The sequence below is a fragment of the 'Chrysanthemum coronarium' phytoplasma genome (assembly GCF_000744065.1).
GTDB classification, from domain to species: Bacteria; Bacillota_I; Bacilli_A; order Acholeplasmatales; family Acholeplasmataceae; genus Phytoplasma; species Phytoplasma asteris.
In genome coordinates this window covers 1-19461 of record NZ_BBIY01000032.1, presented here as the reverse complement: position 1 = coordinate 19461, position 19461 = coordinate 1, and the positions used below count along the sequence as shown (strand labels likewise).

The 19461-nt window shown below is 26.2% G+C and carries 21 protein-coding genes and 3 pseudogenes; 16 read left to right on the top strand and 8 right to left on the bottom strand.

The genetic code is table 11. The features are described 5' to 3' along the window. Positions 1–341, bottom strand: a pseudogene (locus OYV_RS02165) (heat-inducible transcriptional repressor HrcA); the annotation flags it as partial. A gap of 429 nt (positions 342–770) precedes the next feature. On the opposite strand from OYV_RS02165, the gene OYV_RS05005 reads away from it, so the two are divergent. From OYV_RS05005 to OYV_RS02115, 11 genes are all read left to right on the top strand, one after another. Further along, positions 771–938 carry a hypothetical protein gene (locus tag OYV_RS05005; RefSeq protein WP_172642352.1) on the top strand — a complete coding sequence of 56 codons (168 nt, stop codon included), beginning with the start codon at positions 771–773 and terminating at the stop codon, positions 936–938. A 49-nt stretch (positions 939–987) separates the two neighbouring features. Continuing rightward, positions 988–1158, top strand: a complete 171-nt coding sequence (locus OYV_RS05000; protein ID WP_172642351.1) for a hypothetical protein — start codon at positions 988–990, stop codon at positions 1156–1158. A gap of 955 nt (positions 1159–2113) precedes the next feature. Further along, positions 2114–2767 carry a hypothetical protein gene (locus tag OYV_RS02155; protein WP_042068068.1) on the top strand — a complete coding sequence of 218 codons (654 nt, stop codon included), beginning with the start codon at positions 2114–2116 and terminating at the stop codon, positions 2765–2767. A gap of 187 nt (positions 2768–2954) precedes the next feature. Then, positions 2955–3215: a hypothetical protein gene (locus tag OYV_RS02150; RefSeq protein WP_042068067.1), complete on the top strand. Its 261-nt coding sequence runs from the start codon at positions 2955–2957 to the stop codon at positions 3213–3215. A 148-nt stretch (positions 3216–3363) separates the two neighbouring features. After that, entirely contained in the window at positions 3364–3612 is a 249-nt protein-coding gene (locus OYV_RS02145) for a hypothetical protein (RefSeq protein WP_042068066.1), read from the top strand. Next, positions 3609–4091 (top strand): hypothetical protein, encoded by a 483-nt coding sequence (locus OYV_RS02140; RefSeq protein ID WP_042068065.1) that lies wholly within the window; start codon positions 3609–3611, stop codon positions 4089–4091. The genes OYV_RS02145 and OYV_RS02140 overlap by 4 nt, the downstream gene beginning before the upstream one ends. A gap of 72 nt (positions 4092–4163) precedes the next feature. Continuing rightward, entirely contained in the window at positions 4164–4343 is a 180-nt protein-coding gene (locus OYV_RS02135; protein WP_042068064.1) for a hypothetical protein, read from the top strand. A gap of 515 nt (positions 4344–4858) precedes the next feature. Next, complete coding sequence (locus OYV_RS02130; protein ID WP_042068062.1) at positions 4859–5452, top strand: hypothetical protein; 594 nt, start codon at positions 4859–4861, stop codon at positions 5450–5452. Between the two features lie 18 nt (positions 5453–5470). Continuing rightward, complete coding sequence (locus OYV_RS02125; protein WP_042068061.1) at positions 5471–6094, top strand: hypothetical protein; 624 nt, start codon at positions 5471–5473, stop codon at positions 6092–6094. 181 nt (positions 6095–6275) lie between these two features. Continuing rightward, positions 6276–7502 (top strand): ATP-dependent metallopeptidase FtsH/Yme1/Tma family protein, encoded by a 1227-nt coding sequence (locus OYV_RS02120; RefSeq protein WP_081931919.1) that lies wholly within the window; start codon positions 6276–6278, stop codon positions 7500–7502. 581 nt (positions 7503–8083) lie between these two features. After that, the gene (locus OYV_RS02115) at positions 8084–9742 is read left to right on the top strand and encodes a DEAD/DEAH box helicase (RefSeq protein WP_042068060.1); all 1659 of its coding nucleotides are present in this window, start codon (positions 8084–8086) and stop codon (positions 9740–9742) included. A 131-nt stretch (positions 9743–9873) separates the two neighbouring features. On the opposite strand, the pseudogene recA reads toward OYV_RS02115, so the two are convergent. From recA to OYV_RS02095, 4 genes and pseudogenes are all read right to left on the bottom strand, one after another. Continuing rightward, positions 9874–10742: pseudogene (gene recA, locus OYV_RS05580) on the bottom strand (recombinase RecA). 366 nt (positions 10743–11108) lie between these two features. Beyond that, positions 11109–11768: a CDP-diacylglycerol--glycerol-3-phosphate 3-phosphatidyltransferase gene (gene pgsA / locus OYV_RS02105; protein WP_011161060.1), complete on the bottom strand. Its 660-nt coding sequence runs from the start codon at positions 11766–11768 to the stop codon at positions 11109–11111. A 617-nt stretch (positions 11769–12385) separates the two neighbouring features. After that, positions 12386–13921 carry a 2-hydroxycarboxylate transporter family protein gene (locus OYV_RS02100; protein WP_172642350.1) on the bottom strand — a complete coding sequence of 512 codons (1536 nt, stop codon included), beginning with the start codon at positions 13919–13921 and terminating at the stop codon, positions 12386–12388. Beyond that, positions 13918–15090, bottom strand: a complete 1173-nt coding sequence (locus OYV_RS02095; RefSeq protein ID WP_042068059.1) for an NAD(P)-dependent malic enzyme — start codon at positions 15088–15090, stop codon at positions 13918–13920. Before OYV_RS02095 ends, OYV_RS02100 begins: the two co-directional genes overlap by 4 nt. 305 nt (positions 15091–15395) lie before the next feature. Between OYV_RS02095 and OYV_RS02090 the strand changes: the two genes are divergently transcribed. Both OYV_RS02090 and OYV_RS02085 read left to right on the top strand, forming a co-directional pair. Beyond that, a complete protein-coding gene (locus tag OYV_RS02090; RefSeq protein WP_042068057.1) occupies positions 15396–15695 on the top strand; it encodes a hypothetical protein in 300 nt (99 codons plus the stop codon). Next, complete coding sequence (locus OYV_RS02085; protein ID WP_042068056.1) at positions 15659–15988, top strand: hypothetical protein; 330 nt, start codon at positions 15659–15661, stop codon at positions 15986–15988. The genes OYV_RS02090 and OYV_RS02085 overlap by 37 nt, the downstream gene beginning before the upstream one ends. Positions 15989–16379: 391 nt before the next feature. Here OYV_RS02085 and OYV_RS05525 read toward each other — a convergent pair whose 3' ends face one another. From OYV_RS05525 to OYV_RS02075, 3 genes and pseudogenes are all read right to left on the bottom strand, one after another. Continuing rightward, a complete protein-coding gene (locus OYV_RS05525; protein ID WP_269077279.1) occupies positions 16380–16604 on the bottom strand; it encodes a hypothetical protein in 225 nt (74 codons plus the stop codon). 23 nt (positions 16605–16627) lie between these two features. Further along, positions 16628–17008: a dTMP kinase gene (locus OYV_RS05520; RefSeq protein WP_052360400.1), complete on the bottom strand. Its 381-nt coding sequence runs from the start codon at positions 17006–17008 to the stop codon at positions 16628–16630. Positions 17009–17078: 70 nt separating this feature from the next. Further along, positions 17079–17661, bottom strand: a pseudogene (locus OYV_RS02075) (lambda-exonuclease family protein). 185 nt (positions 17662–17846) lie between these two features. On the opposite strand from OYV_RS02075, the gene OYV_RS02070 reads away from it, so the two are divergent. From OYV_RS02070 to OYV_RS02060, 3 genes are all read left to right on the top strand, one after another. After that, positions 17847–18446, top strand: coding sequence for a sigma-70 family RNA polymerase sigma factor (locus tag OYV_RS02070; RefSeq protein ID WP_042068054.1), 600 nt, complete (start codon positions 17847–17849; stop codon positions 18444–18446). Positions 18447–18490: 44 nt separating this feature from the next. After that, entirely contained in the window at positions 18491–18685 is a 195-nt protein-coding gene (locus OYV_RS02065; RefSeq protein ID WP_017193465.1) for a hypothetical protein, read from the top strand. Then, positions 18669–19461: DNA adenine methylase (locus OYV_RS02060; RefSeq protein WP_172642349.1), on the top strand; the 793-nt coding region annotated here is incomplete at its 3' end. The genes OYV_RS02065 and OYV_RS02060, both read left to right, overlap by 17 nt.

The following is a 19461-nucleotide window of genomic DNA, read 5'->3' as shown; positions in this document are numbered from 1 at the left end:
AACAAACTAAGAGCTTCTTTAATTACTTGTCCTTTACAAAAACGCTTTTTTTGAATCACTTTGTCAATGCTTTCAAACATACAAGCAACATCATGATCACGTGTTAATAAATGGTTTAGATAGTAAGTATAGCCCTTAAAAGAAGGCACTCTACCACTAGAAGTATGATTTTTTTGTAAAAACCCTTCTTTTTCTAATTGCACCATATCATAACGAATAGTAGCACTTGCAAATTTAAGATAAGGCAAATGGGTAAGCAGTTTAGAACCTACGGGTTGTCCTTTTTGTGAATAGTTTTCCACTACAGCCTTTAAGATTAATTTTTTTCTATCTGAAAGCATATTCATCACCTCTTGGCACTCACATTAACGATTGCCAATAATATTGTATTACTTTTTTTGTTGAATGTCAACCCTATATTTTCATTTTGTTATATTTTTATTAATTTTATATTAATAATTATGTATTTTGTATTAATTTTAATGTGATTATAAATAATTAATAATAATATAAAAAAGAAAAAAAGCATCCTTAAATGGGGGTAAGTTTTAGTTTTATTTAATCAAAACACTAAACCTGATGACACACCAACATCCCCCAAACCCACACAATCTTACAAACCTGATTACAGTAATAACGAAGGAATTTATACAGGAAGTAAAAGCAACCAAAATCCTTACTTACCTTCTCAAACATTTACACCCACATCACAACCACAAACAACAAACGAAAAGAAATACGAATACGAAGGGGAACTTTATGATTTAGAAATGGTCCTTAACTTCAAAACCACTATTGAAGCAAGTATTAAAACCACACAAGATTCAATTAAAAATTATCAAACTGAAAAAGAAAAAATCACCCAAATAAAACCACAACAACAAAGAGATGAAAAAACAACACGTTTAAACGAACATAAAACCAAACTAACAAACTAACAAACACAAAAAAGCAAACCAAACCTAACCCCCGAACAAAAAATGGCAATTGAATTACAACTTTGCCGAATCCAAAATTGAAATTGAAAGTTTAGAACGCGAAATTGGTATATTAGATGGTCAAATTAAATCAGTTGAAATGTTCGAAACACAATTTAATAGAACAATAGACCGTCTCCAAAATCCCTTTCCGACTACCAAAACAAACTATCCAAAATAAACGAACTACTCAAAAACTAAAAAATACCCAAAATATTTTACCCTCCCAAAATATTTTAGGCATAAAACCCAACACCCCAACCAACCAATATACCTAAAATATAAAAGAAAGGAGGTATAAAAATGAATTTAAACACAATCCCCCATCCCAAACTAACAAAAAATTACTTAAACAATATTAAGATTATCTTAAATGATAGTCTTTTTTGTTTATATAATGACTTTTTACATAATAATAGTTATAATATAAATGTGGGGAAACACTTGTCCCTTCAATATATAAAAAAAATAAATAATTTGAAAATAAATATTAAAGTTTTATTATTCTTAGTAATTATAAGTATATTGTTATTAGGTTTAATTCTATATCCACATATACAACAAGAAATAACATTAGAAATAAACTAAGAAGAACCAAAAACACTCAATTTACAAATATCCAAAGAAAAAGAACTAAAATATCATCCTCAAATAAATTCTAATATTTTAACAAAGACAACAAGAAACAATTATGACTTAATAAAAAATGAAATACTCCATGATTTATTAACTAAAACTTGGAAAGATTTTAAAAGCAAATATAGTAATCATCCTAAAACTCCACTTTTTGAAAAACAAGGATTAGGGTTTATTTATAATAGTTATTTAAATATCCAAAAAAACCAAAAACACACAATAGATAAAATCCATTATACTCAACAATTTCAAGAAAAAATGTTAGAAATATACACCAAAGAACTAAATTTTATACTCAATTTACAATTATCATACATTTATTTAATTACTGACAAACCCATATTTTAAAACATTAACTCATCTTTTTACAACCCCAAAAACTTTATAATATAAAAAAACTTTTAAAATAATAAATTATTAAAATAATAAAAAAATGATAAAATAAAATTAAGAACCAAAGATAAACACAATAGCACTTTTTAAAATAGAAAGCAAACTAAATGACCCGCAACAAAAAATATATCCTTATTACAACTATCTTTTTAATTTTAATTGGAATTACAACTTTTTATTTCTTTGTAAAACCTCAATTATTCACTTCTGATGCGATGTTATTAAAAACCTCATCACAAAATAACAATAAAACTGAAATAAATAATAAAATAGAAGTCTCACAAGAAAATTTTAACAAAAGACTAAAATATATTACCAATAATGAACTTAAAGAACTACCAAAAATTCTACCTATAAAAGCAAAAGAAAAAGAACTACGCAAACAATACCAACAACAACAAATGTCTTTCATGTCTCAAGACGAAAAAGAATCATACGAAAATATTTTAAAAATAAATAACAAAATGGATGACATATCATTAAGCAGCAAAAAGATAAATAAAGATATAAAAGTTTTAGAAAGACAATACGCAGAAGCAAACGAACAAGAAAAAAGAAAAATAGAAGATAAAATTAATCGCATTGGTGATACATTACAAAAATTAAGTCAACAAAACAAACAATTAGAAAAGGATCAAACTTTAGCAATTACAAGGCATAACAATTTATTTCAAAATTTACAAACTAAAAATAAATTTAGTCAAATAGACATCCAACCTTACGAAAATGCTTTAAAAGAAATATACAATATTAAAAATTAATCCAAATCAATAAGACTCTCAATAAATGAGAGTCTTTTTTTTTATTATATAATTGAAATCACCTCCTTTAATATGGCAAAAAGTATCTTTTTTTTCACTTTTTTAACTGTTTTTGAGCGATTTTTACGCAAAAAAAAGAGTAAAATAAAGGTAAGGAGGTAAATTTATAATGAAAGGTAACTAAAAAATGAAAACCCTAAATAAAAAAAATATTACTATTACAATATCCATAATTACTGTTTTATCTATTTTAATAATTATTTGGACATATTTGGACGCAAAACACAAAATAAAAATCAAAGAAGAAAATCAAAAATTAGAAAATAAAAATGAACTTGCATTTAATTCTTTTTTTGAAAAACATCCAAATATAAAAGAAAAAATTATAAATTCCGAAATACCGAAACAAAATCCATCCCAATTAAAAAATATAATATTAATAAAATAACTGTTGCCCTTTATTTAATTTATCCAGATTTATAAAACAATATCATAAGAGAGTATTGTTTTTTTGAAGGAATGAATCCCACTCAAAAATATATTAATGGAAAAATAAATTTCTTTGAAAAAAAGATTTTGAAACATTAAATAAAATTTTGTCATCATATTATATCATTTGGACTGAAGGCAAAAATAATTTATATAATTTAGAATACGAAAATGCAAAACCTAAAGAAAAATATGGTTGTCAAATTTCTAAAGCTGACTATTCATTAATACAAACTAGCAAACCAGATGCCACTGATGAATTATTAAATACAAATTGTAACAATAATGATAATTGCTATAATGAAAAATATTCTTTTATAAACACAATCAATAATATTGATATAAAAAAATATTGAAAAATAGCAATATATCTTCTAAAACACCTTATATACGCTTTATAACTAAAAATTTAGAAATTAATTTTGATTGGTTAAGATTAATTTGTGAAACATTTAAAGATGAACTTCAATTTACTTCCCAAGCTCAAGAAAAAACATTACAATCCCAAGAAAATGCAATCAAAGCTCAAGAAAAAATAAAACAAAAGCAAGAAGGGCACCAATGGTACACCGAAAGAACAAAAGAATTTATAACAGGATCCAAAGATAGACTTACTAGGGCACAAAATAATAATATGCCCATTTTTGATATAAATTTAAAATGCTACGAAGACAAAGTTCCTTATTTAAATTTTAAATACAACCAAAATGATTTTATTAATTTTATGAAAAAATTAAATATCCCTAAAGAGGATAAAAAATATGATATCCGAACTTTTATTATCTATAATTTAACAAATAATATTGTAAACCCTAAAAATAAATATATCATATAAGAATAAATTTCAATATATTTTAAAAAAATAATTTTATGAATCAAAAAAATATGAAAGATTATTTTATACTATATGAATTTTTCTAAACAACAAATTAAAATTATATTATTTATTTTAATATTATCTTTATTAACTGGTTTTGCTTTTTATTTTACATACAAACATTTAAATAAAAACTTAAATAAAAATGAAACCCAAAACCAAAAAACACCCCAAACAACAAAATATAAAGAACTTAGCAACCCACATTAAAAAATAAAAAATATTATTTCTAAAATTAATATTTTTATTTCTGAAAAAGATCCCCAAATTAAAGAAGCAAAAAAACAAAACACAAATCAAAGAATACAATCTGAAGAATCAAATTACCCAAATCAAGTAGAAATTAATTTAATTAATAAACTTAAAGATTTATTTGAAAGTTTATCACTTTCTTTAACGGATGCATAAAATCCTTTTGAAATAACAGAAACCCTAAAATCAAATCCTCAATTTTTTTAATCCTGGATTTTATAAAAAATAAACAAATTACAGAAGACTTAAAAGCTGAAATACCTTCCACTTGGGAAACAATTTATACCAATAACATTGATTTTGCAAACTTATTCCACAAAGAAGAACAAATAAAATTAATTAATGATTTATTTAATTAATTTGAAACATTTAGAATTAACAATACACCACCCCAAAAAATAATAGAAGAAGAACAAGATAATAATGATGAAGTTAAAAAAGGAGCACAAAACATTAAAGAATTATTTGACTCATTGTTAACAAATCAAAGTTTACATTATAATGTTTTTTTGTCAAACCTTTATAAAAGTATTAACGCAATTAAAGATTGTAATGAATTCAAATATGTTTGCTCAAATTTGCCTATCAAAAGAGAAGCTCAATTCGCATTCAATAAAAAAAAAATAAAATTAAAATTCCAACCTTTATTAGATAAAATAAATAGTTTTTTACAAAATAATAAAAAAGAAATTATATTAATTCCTGAGCCAATCAACCCAAATCAAACACAAAATGCAATGAGCAAAGAGCAATTTATAAATTTAATCAAAGGAAAATTAAATAATTTAGAATCAATTTTTAATCCTTATTATATAGTTCCTGAAGCTTTACCTTCAAATAATATTTTAGATATATTTGCAACTTTTAAAGAAACATATAATGGTTTTAATAATGGATTCCATATAGACAATTGTAATGAACAAGAATCTATAAACACTTTAGAAAATATGTTAATGAATTTTAAAAAAATAAAAAATTATCAAAACCCTTCTAATGAATTAGAAACTAATTTTTTTCAATCTTATTTCAAACTTTTAAATGATATAGACCAAATCAAAAAAACATAATCAAGGATAAATAATAATATGAACATTTTGAAAAAATTTAATACTAAAAAAACATTACTTATAGTAATTATGTTTTGTAGCATTTGGTTTATATTTCTTTTATTATCAATTGCTCCTGTTTTTTTAAGTGATGTTGTTTTTAAAAGTTCAGGAACTAAGATAAGTCATAATACTATAGATGAATACATTGATGAAGAAATACAAAATTTAAAAAGCTATAAAATGGCGCAAGAAGCATTAAACAAACTTAAAGCCAAAAAACAAATTAATTTTTCTGAAAAAGAAAATTTATTGCAAATCATTGAAAATAGCGATATATCGGAAGAAGATAAAAAAAATCTTCAAACTGCTTTAGATTCAAATATAATCTTTTCTGTAAATCCACAATCCAATGCATTATCAAAAGCAAATTTAATTATTTTAGAAAAAATAACAGATAAAAATACAAAAAAAATAAAAAACATTAATTTTATCAAAAAAGAAAATGATTTTATTCATTCAGAACCTATTTATAAAATAGAAATTATAAAACAAAATGACACTTATTATTTAATTACAGATGACCGTTTTTTTAACAAAAAGAAAGATTTTTTAGAAGAAAACAAAATTAAAATACCTTTTGAATACTACAAAAAAAACTAATTTATTAAGGGTTTTATTTGGTCCTATAGTATATCTACATTCTATGATTTTTATATTTTATATTATTCATGGACTACGTAGAAATTCTGGAAAATTAAAATCTAATTCTAAAATTTCTTCTTCACAAAAATCTTTATTTAGTTTTAAAAATGTTGCAGGAAATGAATAAGAAAAAGAAGAAATGAAAGAATTGATTGATTTTTTAAAACAACCCCAAAAATATGCTGTTATGGGAGCTTGCATTCCTAAAGAAGTATTATTATCGGGTCCTCCTGGTACTGGCAAAACCTTACTTGCAAAAGCTCTTGCAGGAGAAGCAGGAGTACCATTTTATGCAGTATCTGGTTCTGAATTTGTAGAAAGATATATAGGAGTTGGGGCTTCTCGTGTAAGAGAATTATTTAAAGGAGCTAAATATAATGATCCTTGTTTTTTATTTATTGATGAAATAGATGTTTTAGGAGGCAAAAGGGGTCATGATTCTAGCGGAGGGCAAGAAAAAGATCAAACTCTCAACCAATTATTAACTGAGATGGATGGGTTTACTAAATCACAAGGTATTATTGTGGTGGCTGCAACTAATAGAGCTGATATACTAGATTCTGCCTTACTTCGTCCAGGAAGATTTGACAAACAATTTATTGTAGGTCTTCCTGATGTAAAAGCAAGAAAAGCAATTTTACAAGTTCATGCCAGAAATAAAAAAATTGATGTTAACATTGATTTTACTTCTATTGCTAAACAAACTCCAGGCATGTCAGGAGCACAACTTGGAGTTGTTCTAAATGAGGCTTCAATTTTGGCTGTAAGAAATAAAAAAAATGTAATTACTTTAGAAGAATTAGAAGAAGCAATTGACCGTGTTTTGATGGTTTCTGCCAAAAAATCAATCAAATACAACGAAGAAGAACGAAAAATTGTAGCTTATCATGAAGCAGGACATGCCGTTATTGGATTAAAACTTAAATACGCACAAAAGGTACAAAAAATAACTATTATTCCTCGAGGCTCTTCTGGTGGCTATAATTTAATAATGCCAGAAAAAGAAACTTTTTTTACTTCTGATAAAAAAATGCTAGCTCAAATTACATCTTATTTGGGTGGACGCGTAGCTGAAGAAATAATTTTTAATGAAGTTTCTAATGGGGCTTATGATGATTTTAGACAAGAAACAAAAATAGCTCGTTTAATGGTTACTAAATATGGTATGAGTAGTTTAGGAGTGAGCCAGGATTCTGAGTTTTCCGATAAAACAGCAATAGATTTAGAAATCAAAAAAATTATTGCAAAATGTTATACTAAAGCAAAAGAAATTATTTCACAAAATAAAGACTTATTAGATCAAATTACTAATTTATTATTAGAACAAGAAACAATCACTAAAGAAGAAAGAGATAAACTTCTATAATCAAATATACTAAATAAGGCTCTCAATAAATGAGAGTCTTATTTTTATTTATTACCTCCAATATTTCAACAAATACATAATAAAAGCAACAAAAAGACACTTTTAATTCCAACATAGTTGTTTTTTTATTAATTTACAAGTATAATAAAGTATAATATTAAAGATGCAGTAAAAAATTATTAAATGTTACAAATCAAAAAACTATTATAAATTAGTGTAACTTTTTACTTTTGAACAATTATTTAACTTTATTTCACAAATAAAATTATTACTCCAACCATAATTGTTATAAAAGCAAAATACCAAAATACTTTTTATTAGGGTCTTAACTAAAAATATTAAGTCTTACAAATTTTTTACTTAAAGTAAAAATGACAGCAAATACACAGTTGATAGTTTTTAAAATGATTCTTTTTTTCAAGATTATTAATTATTTAGCAACTCCAAACAATAACTTGAAATCATAAAGGGTTTAAAAATATCTTATAAAAAGGGTTTAGTGTTTTTGTGCACTTAGCAAACATTTTATATTTATATCTGTATAATTTAATTTTTAAATTAAAAAGAAAGATGAGGAATTTATGAATACTTTATTCGAACAATTACCTATTTTAGAGCAAACTAAAAAAGCTTTAAAAGAACTCAATTTTATTGATGCTACTCCAATTCAGGCCTTAGTAATTCCAGAAATTATAAAAGGACACGACGTAATTGGACAAGCTCAAACAGGAACAGGAAAAACTTTTGCTTTTGGTATTCCCATTATCGAAAAAATTGAACCAAAAATCCAAAAAACTCAAAGTTTAATTTTATGCCCTACTAGAGAATTAACTCTCCAAGTATACGAAGAATTAAAAAAATTACTAAGATTTTATCCAGAAATAAGAATCGCTGTTGTTTATGGTGGTGAATCTTACACCAAACAATTTAGAGCCCTAGAAGCTAAACCTCATTTAATTATTGCTACTCCTGGACGTGCAATTGACCATCTAGAAAGAGGTAAAATCGACCTCTCAGCACTAAAAATTCTAACTCTTGACGAAGCAGATGAAATGTTAAAAATGGGATTCCAAGAAGCCTTAGAAACAATCTTAAAAAAGATTCCAGAAGAAAGACAAACTGTTTTATTCTCAGCAACTCTACCTCAATTTATTAAAAAAATAGCAAGCAAATACCAAAAAGACACTAAAATCCTACAAGTTCCTGTTAAAAACATTGCAGTTAATGCAATCGAACAAAATTACTTTTTAGTAAAAGAAGTTGACAAAGCTAAATTATTAGTACGTTTACTAGACTTAAAAAAAGATTATTCAGCTATCTTATTTGCAAACACTAAAAAAGATGTTGACGAAATTACAGCCTACCTTCAAGACAAAGGCTTTTTAGCTGATGCAGTTCACGGTGATTTAAAACAAAATCAAAGACAATATGTAATGAATAATTTCCGTAAAGGCAAAATCAAAATCTTAATTGCAACTGATGTAGCTGCAAGAGGACTTGACATTTCTGACATCAAAATGGTAATTAACTATGACTTACCACACGAAGACGAAGTTTATGTTCACCGTATCGGAAGAACTGGAAGAGCTGGCAAAAAAGGTTTAGCTTACAGTTTAATTAGCCCCAGAAAAGTAAGCCAACTTAAAAAATTAGAATACTACTTAAAAGAAAAAATTACTTTACTAGATATTCCTTCTGTTCAAAGCATCAAATTACAAAATGCCAAAGATTTAGAAAAAAAGCTATTAAACATCATTGAAAAAAACAACGAAGACGCTACTCCAAATCCATTAGCACAAAAGTTATTAGAAACTTTTTCTTCTGAACAAATTATCCAAGGATTATTGAAAAACTTTTTACCAAAAGAAAGAAATTACACTGACATCCTTCCTCCAAGAATGACTACTAACAATTCTTTTACCAGATCACGTTTTGGTGGCGAATCTAGATTTGATTCTTATGGTTCTAACAACTCTTACGGCAATAACTCTTACCAAAGAGCAAATAGCAACTTTATAGAAGTAGTTATTAATTTAGGCAAAAAAGACAATATTAATCCTCCAATATTATTAAAATTATTAAAAGACCATTTCCAAATTTATGGCAAAAATATTGGCAATATCAAACACTTAACTCACGAAACTATTTTTGAAGTAGCAAGTCGTTTTTGGAATCAAATGAAAAGCAAAACTAATATTCGTTTCCAAAACAAAACTTTAATTCTTAACAAAAAAGATTAAAAACTAATAAATTAACAAAATAATAATTTAATAATAACAAAAAAGCTAGCTTCAAAAAGCTAGCTTTTTATTATATTTGCATAATTTAAAATAAAAATAAAAAATCAATTAATTTCAATTAATAATTTAGATTAATTGCTAATATTATATCTTTTTTTAATTTCAGCAACCAAATGATTATAAATTTTAGGATTATTAGTTAAATATTTTTTAACACTTTCTGTTCCTTGACCAATTTTTTCATCTTTAAAACTATACCAAGAACCACTTTTTTGAATCAAATTAAGGTTAGTTGCTAAATCAATTACTTCTATCATTTTAGCAATAACTTTATCATAAATAATATCAATAGTAGCAGTTTTAAGAGGAGATGAAATTGTCGATTTAACTACTTTTACTTTGGAACGAATCCCTACAACTTGGTCCCCTTGTTTAAGGGTTTCTGCTCTTCTAATGTCTAAACACAAAGAAGCAAAAAATTTTAAGGCTTTAAAACCTGGAGTTACTTCAGGATTACCAAAAACCATCCCTGTTTTTTCTCTAAGTTGATTAATATAGATAACAACTGTATCAGTTGTTTACGCATGGCTTGCCCCATTATTCGTGCTTGCAAACTCATAGCCATATTAACCATATCGCCTACTAATTCTGCCTCAGGAAATAATACTGCTACAGAATCAACTACCAAAAGACTAATTTTGCCACTTGCAATTAATCTACAAGCAATATCTAAAGCTTTTTCACCTGAATCAGGTTGTGAGATTAAAAGTTTATCAAGATTTACTCCAATAGCCTTTGCATAACCTGGGTCTAAGGCATGTTCTGCATCAATAAAAGCAACATTACCTCCCTTTTTTATGGCCTCTGCAATGGCATGCAAAGTTAAAGTAGTTTTGCCTGAACTTTCAAGACCATAAATTTCAATAATTCTTCCTTTAGCATAACCACCAATTTCTAAGGCAATATCCAACGACAAAGAACCAGTAGAAATAGATTCAATTCTTTTATGAGTTTTGGAGTTGAATTACATAATGCTACCTTTAACAAACTTTTTTTCAATTTCCTTAATAGTTTCTTCTAAATCGTTTTTGTTTTGTGTATTTTGCATAAATAATTTTCCTTTGGTTTTTTATTTTAGTTTTGATGAAATATAATTTTTAAATATTGTAAGTAAAATAATAAAGATAAAAGAGCAAGATGAAAATAATTATTAAAGATAAATGTAAAAATTTAGAAACATATATAAAAGACAGATTTTAAAATATAATAAAAACAGCAGTAACAAAATAAAGATCTCACTGAACCCCAAAAACTAGAAAATAAATATTTTAAAAAAATAGGGTACAGTGAGGATCAAAAAAATGAATTACTCAGGAGCAAAATTTTTACGAATAATTTTATAATTTTTAAAAAAATAATCAAAACCAGAAACAATAGTTAAAACAACTGAAACAAGCAAGCAAATATCACCTATATTACTTAGATATCCAAACCATTTTTTTAAATTTGCATCACAAGCAAAAGTAGAAGAAGTATACAACCCAAAAAAAAGGCAAATGATGGCAACAAATGTAAAAACGGTTTTGGCTTTGCCCCAAAAAGATGCACTAATAACAACTCCTTCTTTATTAGAAGCTACCAATCTTATTCCTGTTACTAAAAATTCTCTAATCACTATAATCATAATAACAGCAGTAAAAAATTTTTTAGGCATTTGAGTATCTGCAAATAAAAAAGTTCCTTGCGTAGCAGACAAACGACATTGACAAATATAAAAAAGTGTGATAATAACTAATAATTTATCGGCAATAGGATCAAAAAACTTACCAAAAACAGTTTGTTGTTGATATTTTTTAGCTATATAACCATCCAAATAATCAGTAATAGCAGCCACTATAAAGATAATTTGAAAAGTCAAAACATTGGCAAATTCAGGCTCACTTTCACTTACACACATCAAAGGCAAAAGCACAAACACTAAAACAATCCTAAAAACAGTAATTAAATTAGCCAACAAAGGAAACATACATTACTCCTGTAGTAATTTTGTAAAAAAACTCATATTTTTGTTTAATTAAATATGGTTGAAAAAAACAAATCATTTCTTTGAATATCAAAAAATAAAAATAGTAAATGTTTAAGGGCAAAAATAAGATTTTTAAAACCTCTTATATACTATTATTATAACATTATTGATAAATGTTTTTAGTAAGTGTTTTTATATACATAACATAATTGTTATTATTTTGAGTAATTATTACAATTAAAAGATGCATTATAAAAACTCTACATTTATCTACATTTAAAAAGTAAATTAAATTTGTTCTACATTTATAAATAAATTTTGTATAAAGAAAACATATTTAACTTAATTTTTAAATGTTTATAATACAAATAAATTAGCAAAATGTTTTTTATAGTTTTTTGTGTTTAAAAATCTCACGGCACCCAACTATTAGCATAAACAAATCGAAGGGCACCGCAATAGTTAAAAATGTTTTATAATTTTGATATAAATATGTTAGCTATTTTGCATTGCAATAATTTCAATCAAATAACCTAATAATAAAATACTAAAATAATATTAAATAATCATAAATACTTATGATAAATATTTTTCATATTTATATATATAAAATATAATTAATATAACAAAGGATAAGTAATACTAGCTACCACTACTACTAAAGCTCCACCAATACGAGTAGCTATTTGAGCAAAAGGCATTAATCCCATCAAATCAGAAGCTGATAAAATAGCAACATTACCAGCACCTCCAATACTATTGGTACAAAGCCCTGCAGTAATTGATGATTCTACTGGATAATAACCTAACTTTTTGCCTAAATACCCTGCTACTAAAGCAACTGATAATACACACATTATACATGTAAAGACAAATTTAACATTTAATTGTTTTAACATATATTCCATTGGAATACTAGAACCTAAAATTACTAAAAAAGCAGATGTAAAATTAGTAGTAACAAATTTAGAAGCTTGATTAATACAACTATTATAATAATCAGATACTACATTAAATAATTTCATCAAAACAACTACAAACACTAAAAAAACAATATATTCTGGTAGGTATTTTTTAATATTTGGTAATAATAAAATTAAGGATTCTTTTATTAAAACACTCAATAAATATAAAGTAAAAATAGCAATTAAACCTGCAGTTATTTGAGGATAACTTAATTTTTCAGGAACTGATTTAGAAGTATTTTTATCTGGATTTTTTAGAGTTTCTTTAACTTCCAATTTACCATAACCACTATATTTAGCAGTTTTCAAAAATTTCTTAATAATCCCAGAAGCAAAAATACTAAAGATTCCTCCTACTAATAAAGCAGGAGTCATATGAGACATAAAAGGTTCTTGCCAATCTAGATTCTGCCCAGCATAAGCATTTTTTAAAGGAGTAACTCCAGATGACATACCACCACTTGCTAAAGGAGCAAAAATATAAAAGACAGCATCTAAAAAGCCCCCTTTAGAAGTTTGAGAGGCATTTTCTAGCCCTCCAATAGGATTTAATAAAGCCCCCAAAGTTCCTACAACTAAAACACCAGTAAGCAAAGATACTAATATTAAAGGAATAAATTTTTTAAAAGAACTTTTTAATAACTTTTTATCCATACTTAAAAAACTACCAATAATTAAAGCAGAAACGAAAAAATTAGCAAAACCAATAGCTTTATAAGTATATTGAGTTTCTTTTACTGTTATAGACTCAGCATTTAAATGTTTCATAATACTTTGCATAAACTTTTGCATTTGCAAAAAGATAGAATCATCTTTAAAAAAAGGATAAGTAAACAAAATAGAAGGTACTAAAATACATAAAATAGAACCACCTCCAATATCTTTTAAGAGGGGAGTTTTAGCACCTATTTTTTGTAAAACAGCAGCTAAAAGCATAGCTATTAATAAAGGGGTAATTAATGGATGAAATGCAGGATTAAATTTCTTAGTAGTTTGAAAACTTACAAATCCCAAAACAAAAACTTGCACAAAAACTACTAAACTCATCAAACAAAAAAGTGGTACACTAAAACCTAAAATAGTTTTTTGAGGAACAAAAATACTATTAACTTTTTTAGAGTCTTTATTATCTTTATTATTATTTTTTTCTTTATTATCTGGGGAACTTTGTTCCTGTTCTATACTCATTTTCTTACTACTCCAGTTTCTTTAGCTACTTTACAAACTGCCAAAGCAATTTGTTTAACTACTTCTTTATTAAAGGAAGTTGGTAAAATATTATTTTCATTTAAATCTTGTTCTTTAATGATGTTTTTTAGAGCATAAATAGCAGCTTTTTTCATCTCTTCGGTAATTTGAGTTGCTTTAGCATCTAATGCCCCACGGAAAACACCTGGAAAAGCAAGACAATTATTTACTTGATTAGGAAAATCAGATCTCCCAGTAGCAACAATTCTAGCCCCACCTTTTTTAGCTTCATCTGGCATAATTTCTGGTACTGGATTAGCTAGAGCAAAAACAATTGCATCTTTTGCCATAGTAGATACCATTTCAGCTGTAACAATACCAGGAGCAGATACACCAACAAAAATATCTTTTCCTTTAAGTACTTCTTTCAAAGTTCCTTTTTCTTGATATTTATTAGTTACTTCAACTAATTTTTTTTGCGGCTCATTAAGATTGGCTACTCCTTTATATAAAGCTCCTGTTTTATCAACTAAAACAATATTGTTAACTTTTAATAACAAAAACATTTTAGCAATTGCCATCCCTGCAGAACCTGCTCCATTAATAACTACTTGAACATCTTCAATAGATTTTTTAACTACTTTTAAAGCATTTAGAATTCCTGCAGCAACTACAATAGCAGTACCATGTTGATCATCATGAAAAACAGGAATATCAAGTTTAGCTTTAAGAGCATCTTCAACTTCAATACATTGAGGCGACTTAATATCTTCTAAATTAATTGCTCCAAAAACAGTTGAAATTTTAGACACAATATTTACTATTTCTTGAGAATCAGTAGAATCAATACAAATAGGAAAAGAATCAATCCCTGCTAATTCCTTAAACAAAATAGCTTTTCCTTCCATTACTGGCAAAGAAGCTTTCGGACCAATATTACCCAATCCTAAAACTGCAGTCCCATTTGTAACAACACCTACCATATTGCCTTTCATAGTATAACGATAAACATCACTAGGATTTTCCTTAATTTTTAAACAAGGCTCTGCTACTCCTGGAGTATAAGCTAATGCTAAATCATCTAAGTTTTGTACTTTTACTTTACTTACAATACCTACTTTACCTTTATTTTTTTCATGTATTTCTAATGCTTTTTCTTTGATGTTCATTTAACTGAAAATCTCCTTTTATATTTCTTTATGTATTTTATATATATTTGAAGGGTGATTTGATCTTGAAATTATTACCAAAAAATAATCATCCGTCTATATTTTATACCTTATTTAATAAAATAATTAATATTTTTTTTACTTTTTTAACATTTATTTAAATATTTAAACTTTAATACATTAAAAAAATAAAAAAAATCAATAATTACATTATTTTTAACGTTTTTTACTCAAAAAAAAAAAAAAGAGTAAAATAAAGGTAAGGGAGATTTTTTTGTGTCCTATTAAACCCAAAGGAGACAAAAATGTATCAAAATAAAAAACAACCTAATTATACTTTATGGACTATTTTATTACTTATTTTTATTTCTACTGAAGTTGTTTGTGTAGTTGTTACAGTAGCATTTAAAAACACAAAAGAGCCCCAAGAAGAACAAATACCAACCCCAACCTCTTACAAACCTAACTATACCCCCAATAAAGGAACTTACACAGAAAATAAAGAAGAAGCTACCAACTCCCCCCCCCCCAATAAAGCACCCATCAATACCATAAATTCTACAACATCATGCAAGAAGCAGCAGATTTTTATTCCCATCAATTAAAACACAACAAACAAGTCCTCAATTATTTAGAAAAAAGGGGCTTTGACAATGACATAATAAAACATTTTAAATTAAGTTATGCTCCCAAAGCTTCCCATTTATCACGTTATTTAATGGAAGGTACCAAATTTGACTCTGATGACCTCAAAACATTAAGTCTCATCAATCAAGACGACAAAACCGCACTTTTTGTAAAAGATATGAAAGATTTGATACAATCCACACTTTCCGACAACAAAGAACTCCTTGCACAAAAAGAACAAGAAATAGCAAACTACCCCAATCAACCTTAAAACAATAAAGACCTCTATAAAATAGAGGTCTTTTCTTATTATATATTAAGTTGATGTTATTTTGGTTAAAATAATGGTTTAATTGTTGGTAATTGGTTTTCATATATTCGTTAATAGAAAGATTAAAGGCATCTTTGTTAAAAAAACATTTTAAGATTTCCACAGTTTGGATATTAGTATTAAATTTTTGAATATTAAAAAAATCTTGGTTATTTAACATTTGATATTCCTTTCTTTAAATAAAAAAAGACCTTTAAATTAAGGTCTTTTGTTGGTTTTTTTAGTTTTAAAAATTCTTTTTGTTTTTCAAGTAATGGTGCCATCTTTATGAATGGTTTTGATTTTTCCATTAGAAAAATAGATGTAAGTATTGCTGTTTTGACAGGTCTTTTTAGTTATGATCGACATTTGATAGTACTCCTATTTGTTTAATAATTTGTTTGACATTGGATTTGATAGAATCACTTCCGTTTAAAATTAATTTATTAACTCCACTAGTATAATGAGTGAGATAATGATTGTATCCTTGACGAACGGTTTGAAAATAAGTTAATGATTGTCTTTCAATGAGATCTCTTTGATGGTTTTTTTGTTTTTTCTTTCTAGTTCTTCCGATGAGAGGATCGATATCTAAATAAATTAATAAATCGGGTTTTTTAAGATAGTTTCATGATTTAACTTAAAGATCTTTTTTAAAGGGGGAAGTTGTTTCTTTTCCTTGGAAAAAGGAAATAATTGATAAGCATAAGCGGATGGTAACCAACGGTCTAAGATGATTAATTGGTTGTTTTTAAATAATTCCGCTTGGATTTGAGCCATATTCGCGAGACTTAAATAAAAACGAGTGAGATAATCTACTTGTTGAAAATTTAAAAATAAATCTCTAATTTCCTTCCCAATAGAACTGCTCCCTAAACCTTGATAAAGTTGATGAGGGGTTTTTAATTGGGGTTGAAGAGAATTGATAAGAGAAGTTTTTCCACTCCCGTCGAGTCCTTCAAAAACGATTAATTTCGTCATTTTTTTCTCCTTTGATTTTTAATTTGGGCATAAAAAAAAGACCTTCAAATTGAAGGTCTAAAAATATTAATTATTTAATTTCACTTAATTGTTTTAAATAAGTTGTTTGTAATAATTCTTGTTTTGTTTTGTGTAGTAATTCTAAATATTTTTAAATATCTTTAATCATTTTAGTGATAAATGTTTTATCTTGATAAATCCGAACAACATGAAAATCATCATCATTGAAATAAACTAAAAAAGTAAGCTAAGTTCGCTTGAGAACAGTAGAGTTGACATTGAACTTGGGCCCAGTAGTATTGAGGGATATTTTCTAGATAGGGATTGTTTAAAAAACTAGTCCAAGTGGATGATATTTCTTGGTTTTCATTAACAAAAGGACATTTAATTTCTAATAAAGTATTGGTTTGAGAATTATAACCATCTAAAGAAGCGGAAAATTGTTGGTGATAATCATCCATAAAAATAGCGTCTTCAAAGGTTAATTTGGTTTTTTGAATGAAAAATTGACGTGCGATGGGTTCTAGTTTTTGTCCATGAAGAGTATATTGATTAGAGGTAAAAGTGGTGCCAAAGAGTTTATCATGAACTAATTGTTCCATGGAACGAAAGGGATCTAAACCCATAATGGAAGCGATTTCAGAAGCGTTGATGTATTTTTTTCGATGTTGGTACCATAATTTAGTGCGTTGATTTAAGTGAACTGTTCCAAAACTTTAGACACTTTTTATTTTTTAAAAATTCTTTAAGGCTAACTATTAAGTTAGTCTTTTTTTCTTTTCAAAGACTAAAAAATAATTTCCTATCTTTTCTAAAAATATTTTTAGAAAGGAATTAAATGTTAAGAGAAAAATTATTTAAAGATTTTTTAAAAAGTAAAAAGAATTTAGAAATGAGTAATCAATTAATCGATTTACATTTGCCCTTAGTAAAAAAACTAGTTTCTAAATTTAAATATTACCCATGCGTACTTCAAAAAGATGATTTATACCAAGAAGGGGTTTTAGGATTAATCAAGGCTTTAGATAATTATGTAGATTTAGGTTATGACTTTATCGCTTATGCGACACCAACTATCAAATCAGAAATCAGAGAATTAATAAGAAAAAGTCATTCACCTTCCGTTCCTCAAAAGATTCATAAAACCAATAACCCTTCTTTTCAAGAAGAAAAACATACATGGCATTATCAAATCCTTAACCCTCATCAATTATGGTTAAAACAAATTCATCATGAACTCTTTTTAAAGAAGCTAAAAACCAAATTAAGTAAAAAGGAGTTTAACGTCATTAGATTAAATTTTGGAGTTCCTTTAGGAAATATCAACGAAGATTATCAACCTAGTTATTCTAATCACGAAATATCCCAAATACTAAATTTAACCTTAAGACAAGTAGAAAATATTAAAAACATCGCCATCAATAAATTAAAAAAATAAAAAGACCCGAATAAGGTCTTTTTTTATTAAGAAAGGAAATATAAATGAAGTTGAATCCTAAAATTATTTTAACTATCTTAAGTTTCACCTATATTGGTTTTATTATCACTAATATTATGACTTTATCTTTTAATTTTCAATTAGGCGTTAAAGCTAATACATTTATCAGTCTTATATCGGATATTGTCTTTTTATTTTATTTATGGATTAAGGAATACAAAAATGCAAAAATTCATTAATTGGGTTGGTTGCAAAAAGAAATTATTACCACATCTTTTACCTTTAATTCCTAAAAAATTTAAAACTTATTACGAACCCTTTTTAGGAACTGGCGCCTTATATTTATCCTTAATGCCTAAAAAAGCCGTTTTAAACGATAATGACACACAACTCATCCAAATATGGAAAAGCGTTTTATACAATCTCCCAGATTTTTATAATAAAGCATTAGCTGTTGAAAACTTTATTTATCAATATCCCAAATCACAACAAAAACAACAAAAAGAAGCTTTTAAAACCTTATTAAAGCAATATAATCATTTATTAACTAAAAATAAAAAAAGATTAACCAAAGCAGCACTTTTCTTTATTTTAAGTAAATATTGTTTTCGTGGCATTTTAAGATACAAAGATAATGCATCCTTATATACAACTTTTGGTTATAAGTCTAAATATAAAACTAGCCTATTAAATTTAAATGATTTATTCTCCTTACAAAAACATTTTCAAAAAAACAAACATCTCTTATTGTGTACTGATTATCAAAAAATAATTGCCAACGCCAAGAAAGATGATTTTGTATTTATTGATCCACCTTATTACAACGGCAAAAACATCACTATATCATCTTTTTACAAAGGAGTTTTTGGTTTTACTGAACAAGTGAAATTATTCAACTGTCTTGAAAAAGCCGATAAAAGAGGAGTTAAATGGTTATACACAAATTATGATACTCCCGAAATTAGAGCATTATTTAAAAATTATTACTTCCAAAGTATCAAATCTAGTACTACCT

Bases quoted from the DNA above. Each gene is read 5' to 3' on its own strand.
- OYV_RS02100 (WP_172642350.1), bottom strand. From the start codon at position 13,921: ATGAGTATAGAACAGGAACAAAGTTCCCCAGATAATAAAGAAAAAAAT.
- OYV_RS02120 (WP_081931919.1), top strand. From the start codon at position 6,276: ATGAAAGAATTGATTGATTTTTTAAAACAACCCCAAAAATATGCTGTT.
- OYV_RS02070 (WP_042068054.1), top strand. From the start codon at position 17,847: ATGTTAAGAGAAAAATTATTTAAAGATTTTTTAAAAAGTAAAAAGAAT.
- OYV_RS02085 (WP_042068056.1), top strand. From the start codon at position 15,659: ATGCAAGAAGCAGCAGATTTTTATTCCCATCAATTAAAACACAACAAA.
- OYV_RS05005 (WP_172642352.1), top strand. From the start codon at position 771: ATGGTCCTTAACTTCAAAACCACTATTGAAGCAAGTATTAAAACCACA.
- OYV_RS02115 (WP_042068060.1), top strand. From the start codon at position 8,084: ATGAATACTTTATTCGAACAATTACCTATTTTAGAGCAAACTAAAAAA.
- OYV_RS02125 (WP_042068061.1), top strand. From the start codon at position 5,471: ATGAACATTTTGAAAAAATTTAATACTAAAAAAACATTACTTATAGTA.
- OYV_RS02155 (WP_042068068.1), top strand. From the start codon at position 2,114: ATGACCCGCAACAAAAAATATATCCTTATTACAACTATCTTTTTAATT.
- OYV_RS02095 (WP_042068059.1), bottom strand. From the start codon at position 15,090: ATGAACATCAAAGAAAAAGCATTAGAAATACATGAAAAAAATAAAGGT.
- pgsA (WP_011161060.1), bottom strand. From the start codon at position 11,768: ATGTTTCCTTTGTTGGCTAATTTAATTACTGTTTTTAGGATTGTTTTA.
- OYV_RS02150 (WP_042068067.1), top strand. From the start codon at position 2,955: ATGAAAACCCTAAATAAAAAAAATATTACTATTACAATATCCATAATT.
- OYV_RS02090 (WP_042068057.1), top strand. From the start codon at position 15,396: ATGTATCAAAATAAAAAACAACCTAATTATACTTTATGGACTATTTTA.
- OYV_RS02135 (WP_042068064.1), top strand. From the start codon at position 4,164: ATGAATTTTTCTAAACAACAAATTAAAATTATATTATTTATTTTAATA.
- OYV_RS05520 (WP_052360400.1), bottom strand. From the start codon at position 17,008: ATGACGAAATTAATCGTTTTTGAAGGACTCGACGGGAGTGGAAAAACT.
- OYV_RS02065 (WP_017193465.1), top strand. From the start codon at position 18,491: ATGAAGTTGAATCCTAAAATTATTTTAACTATCTTAAGTTTCACCTAT.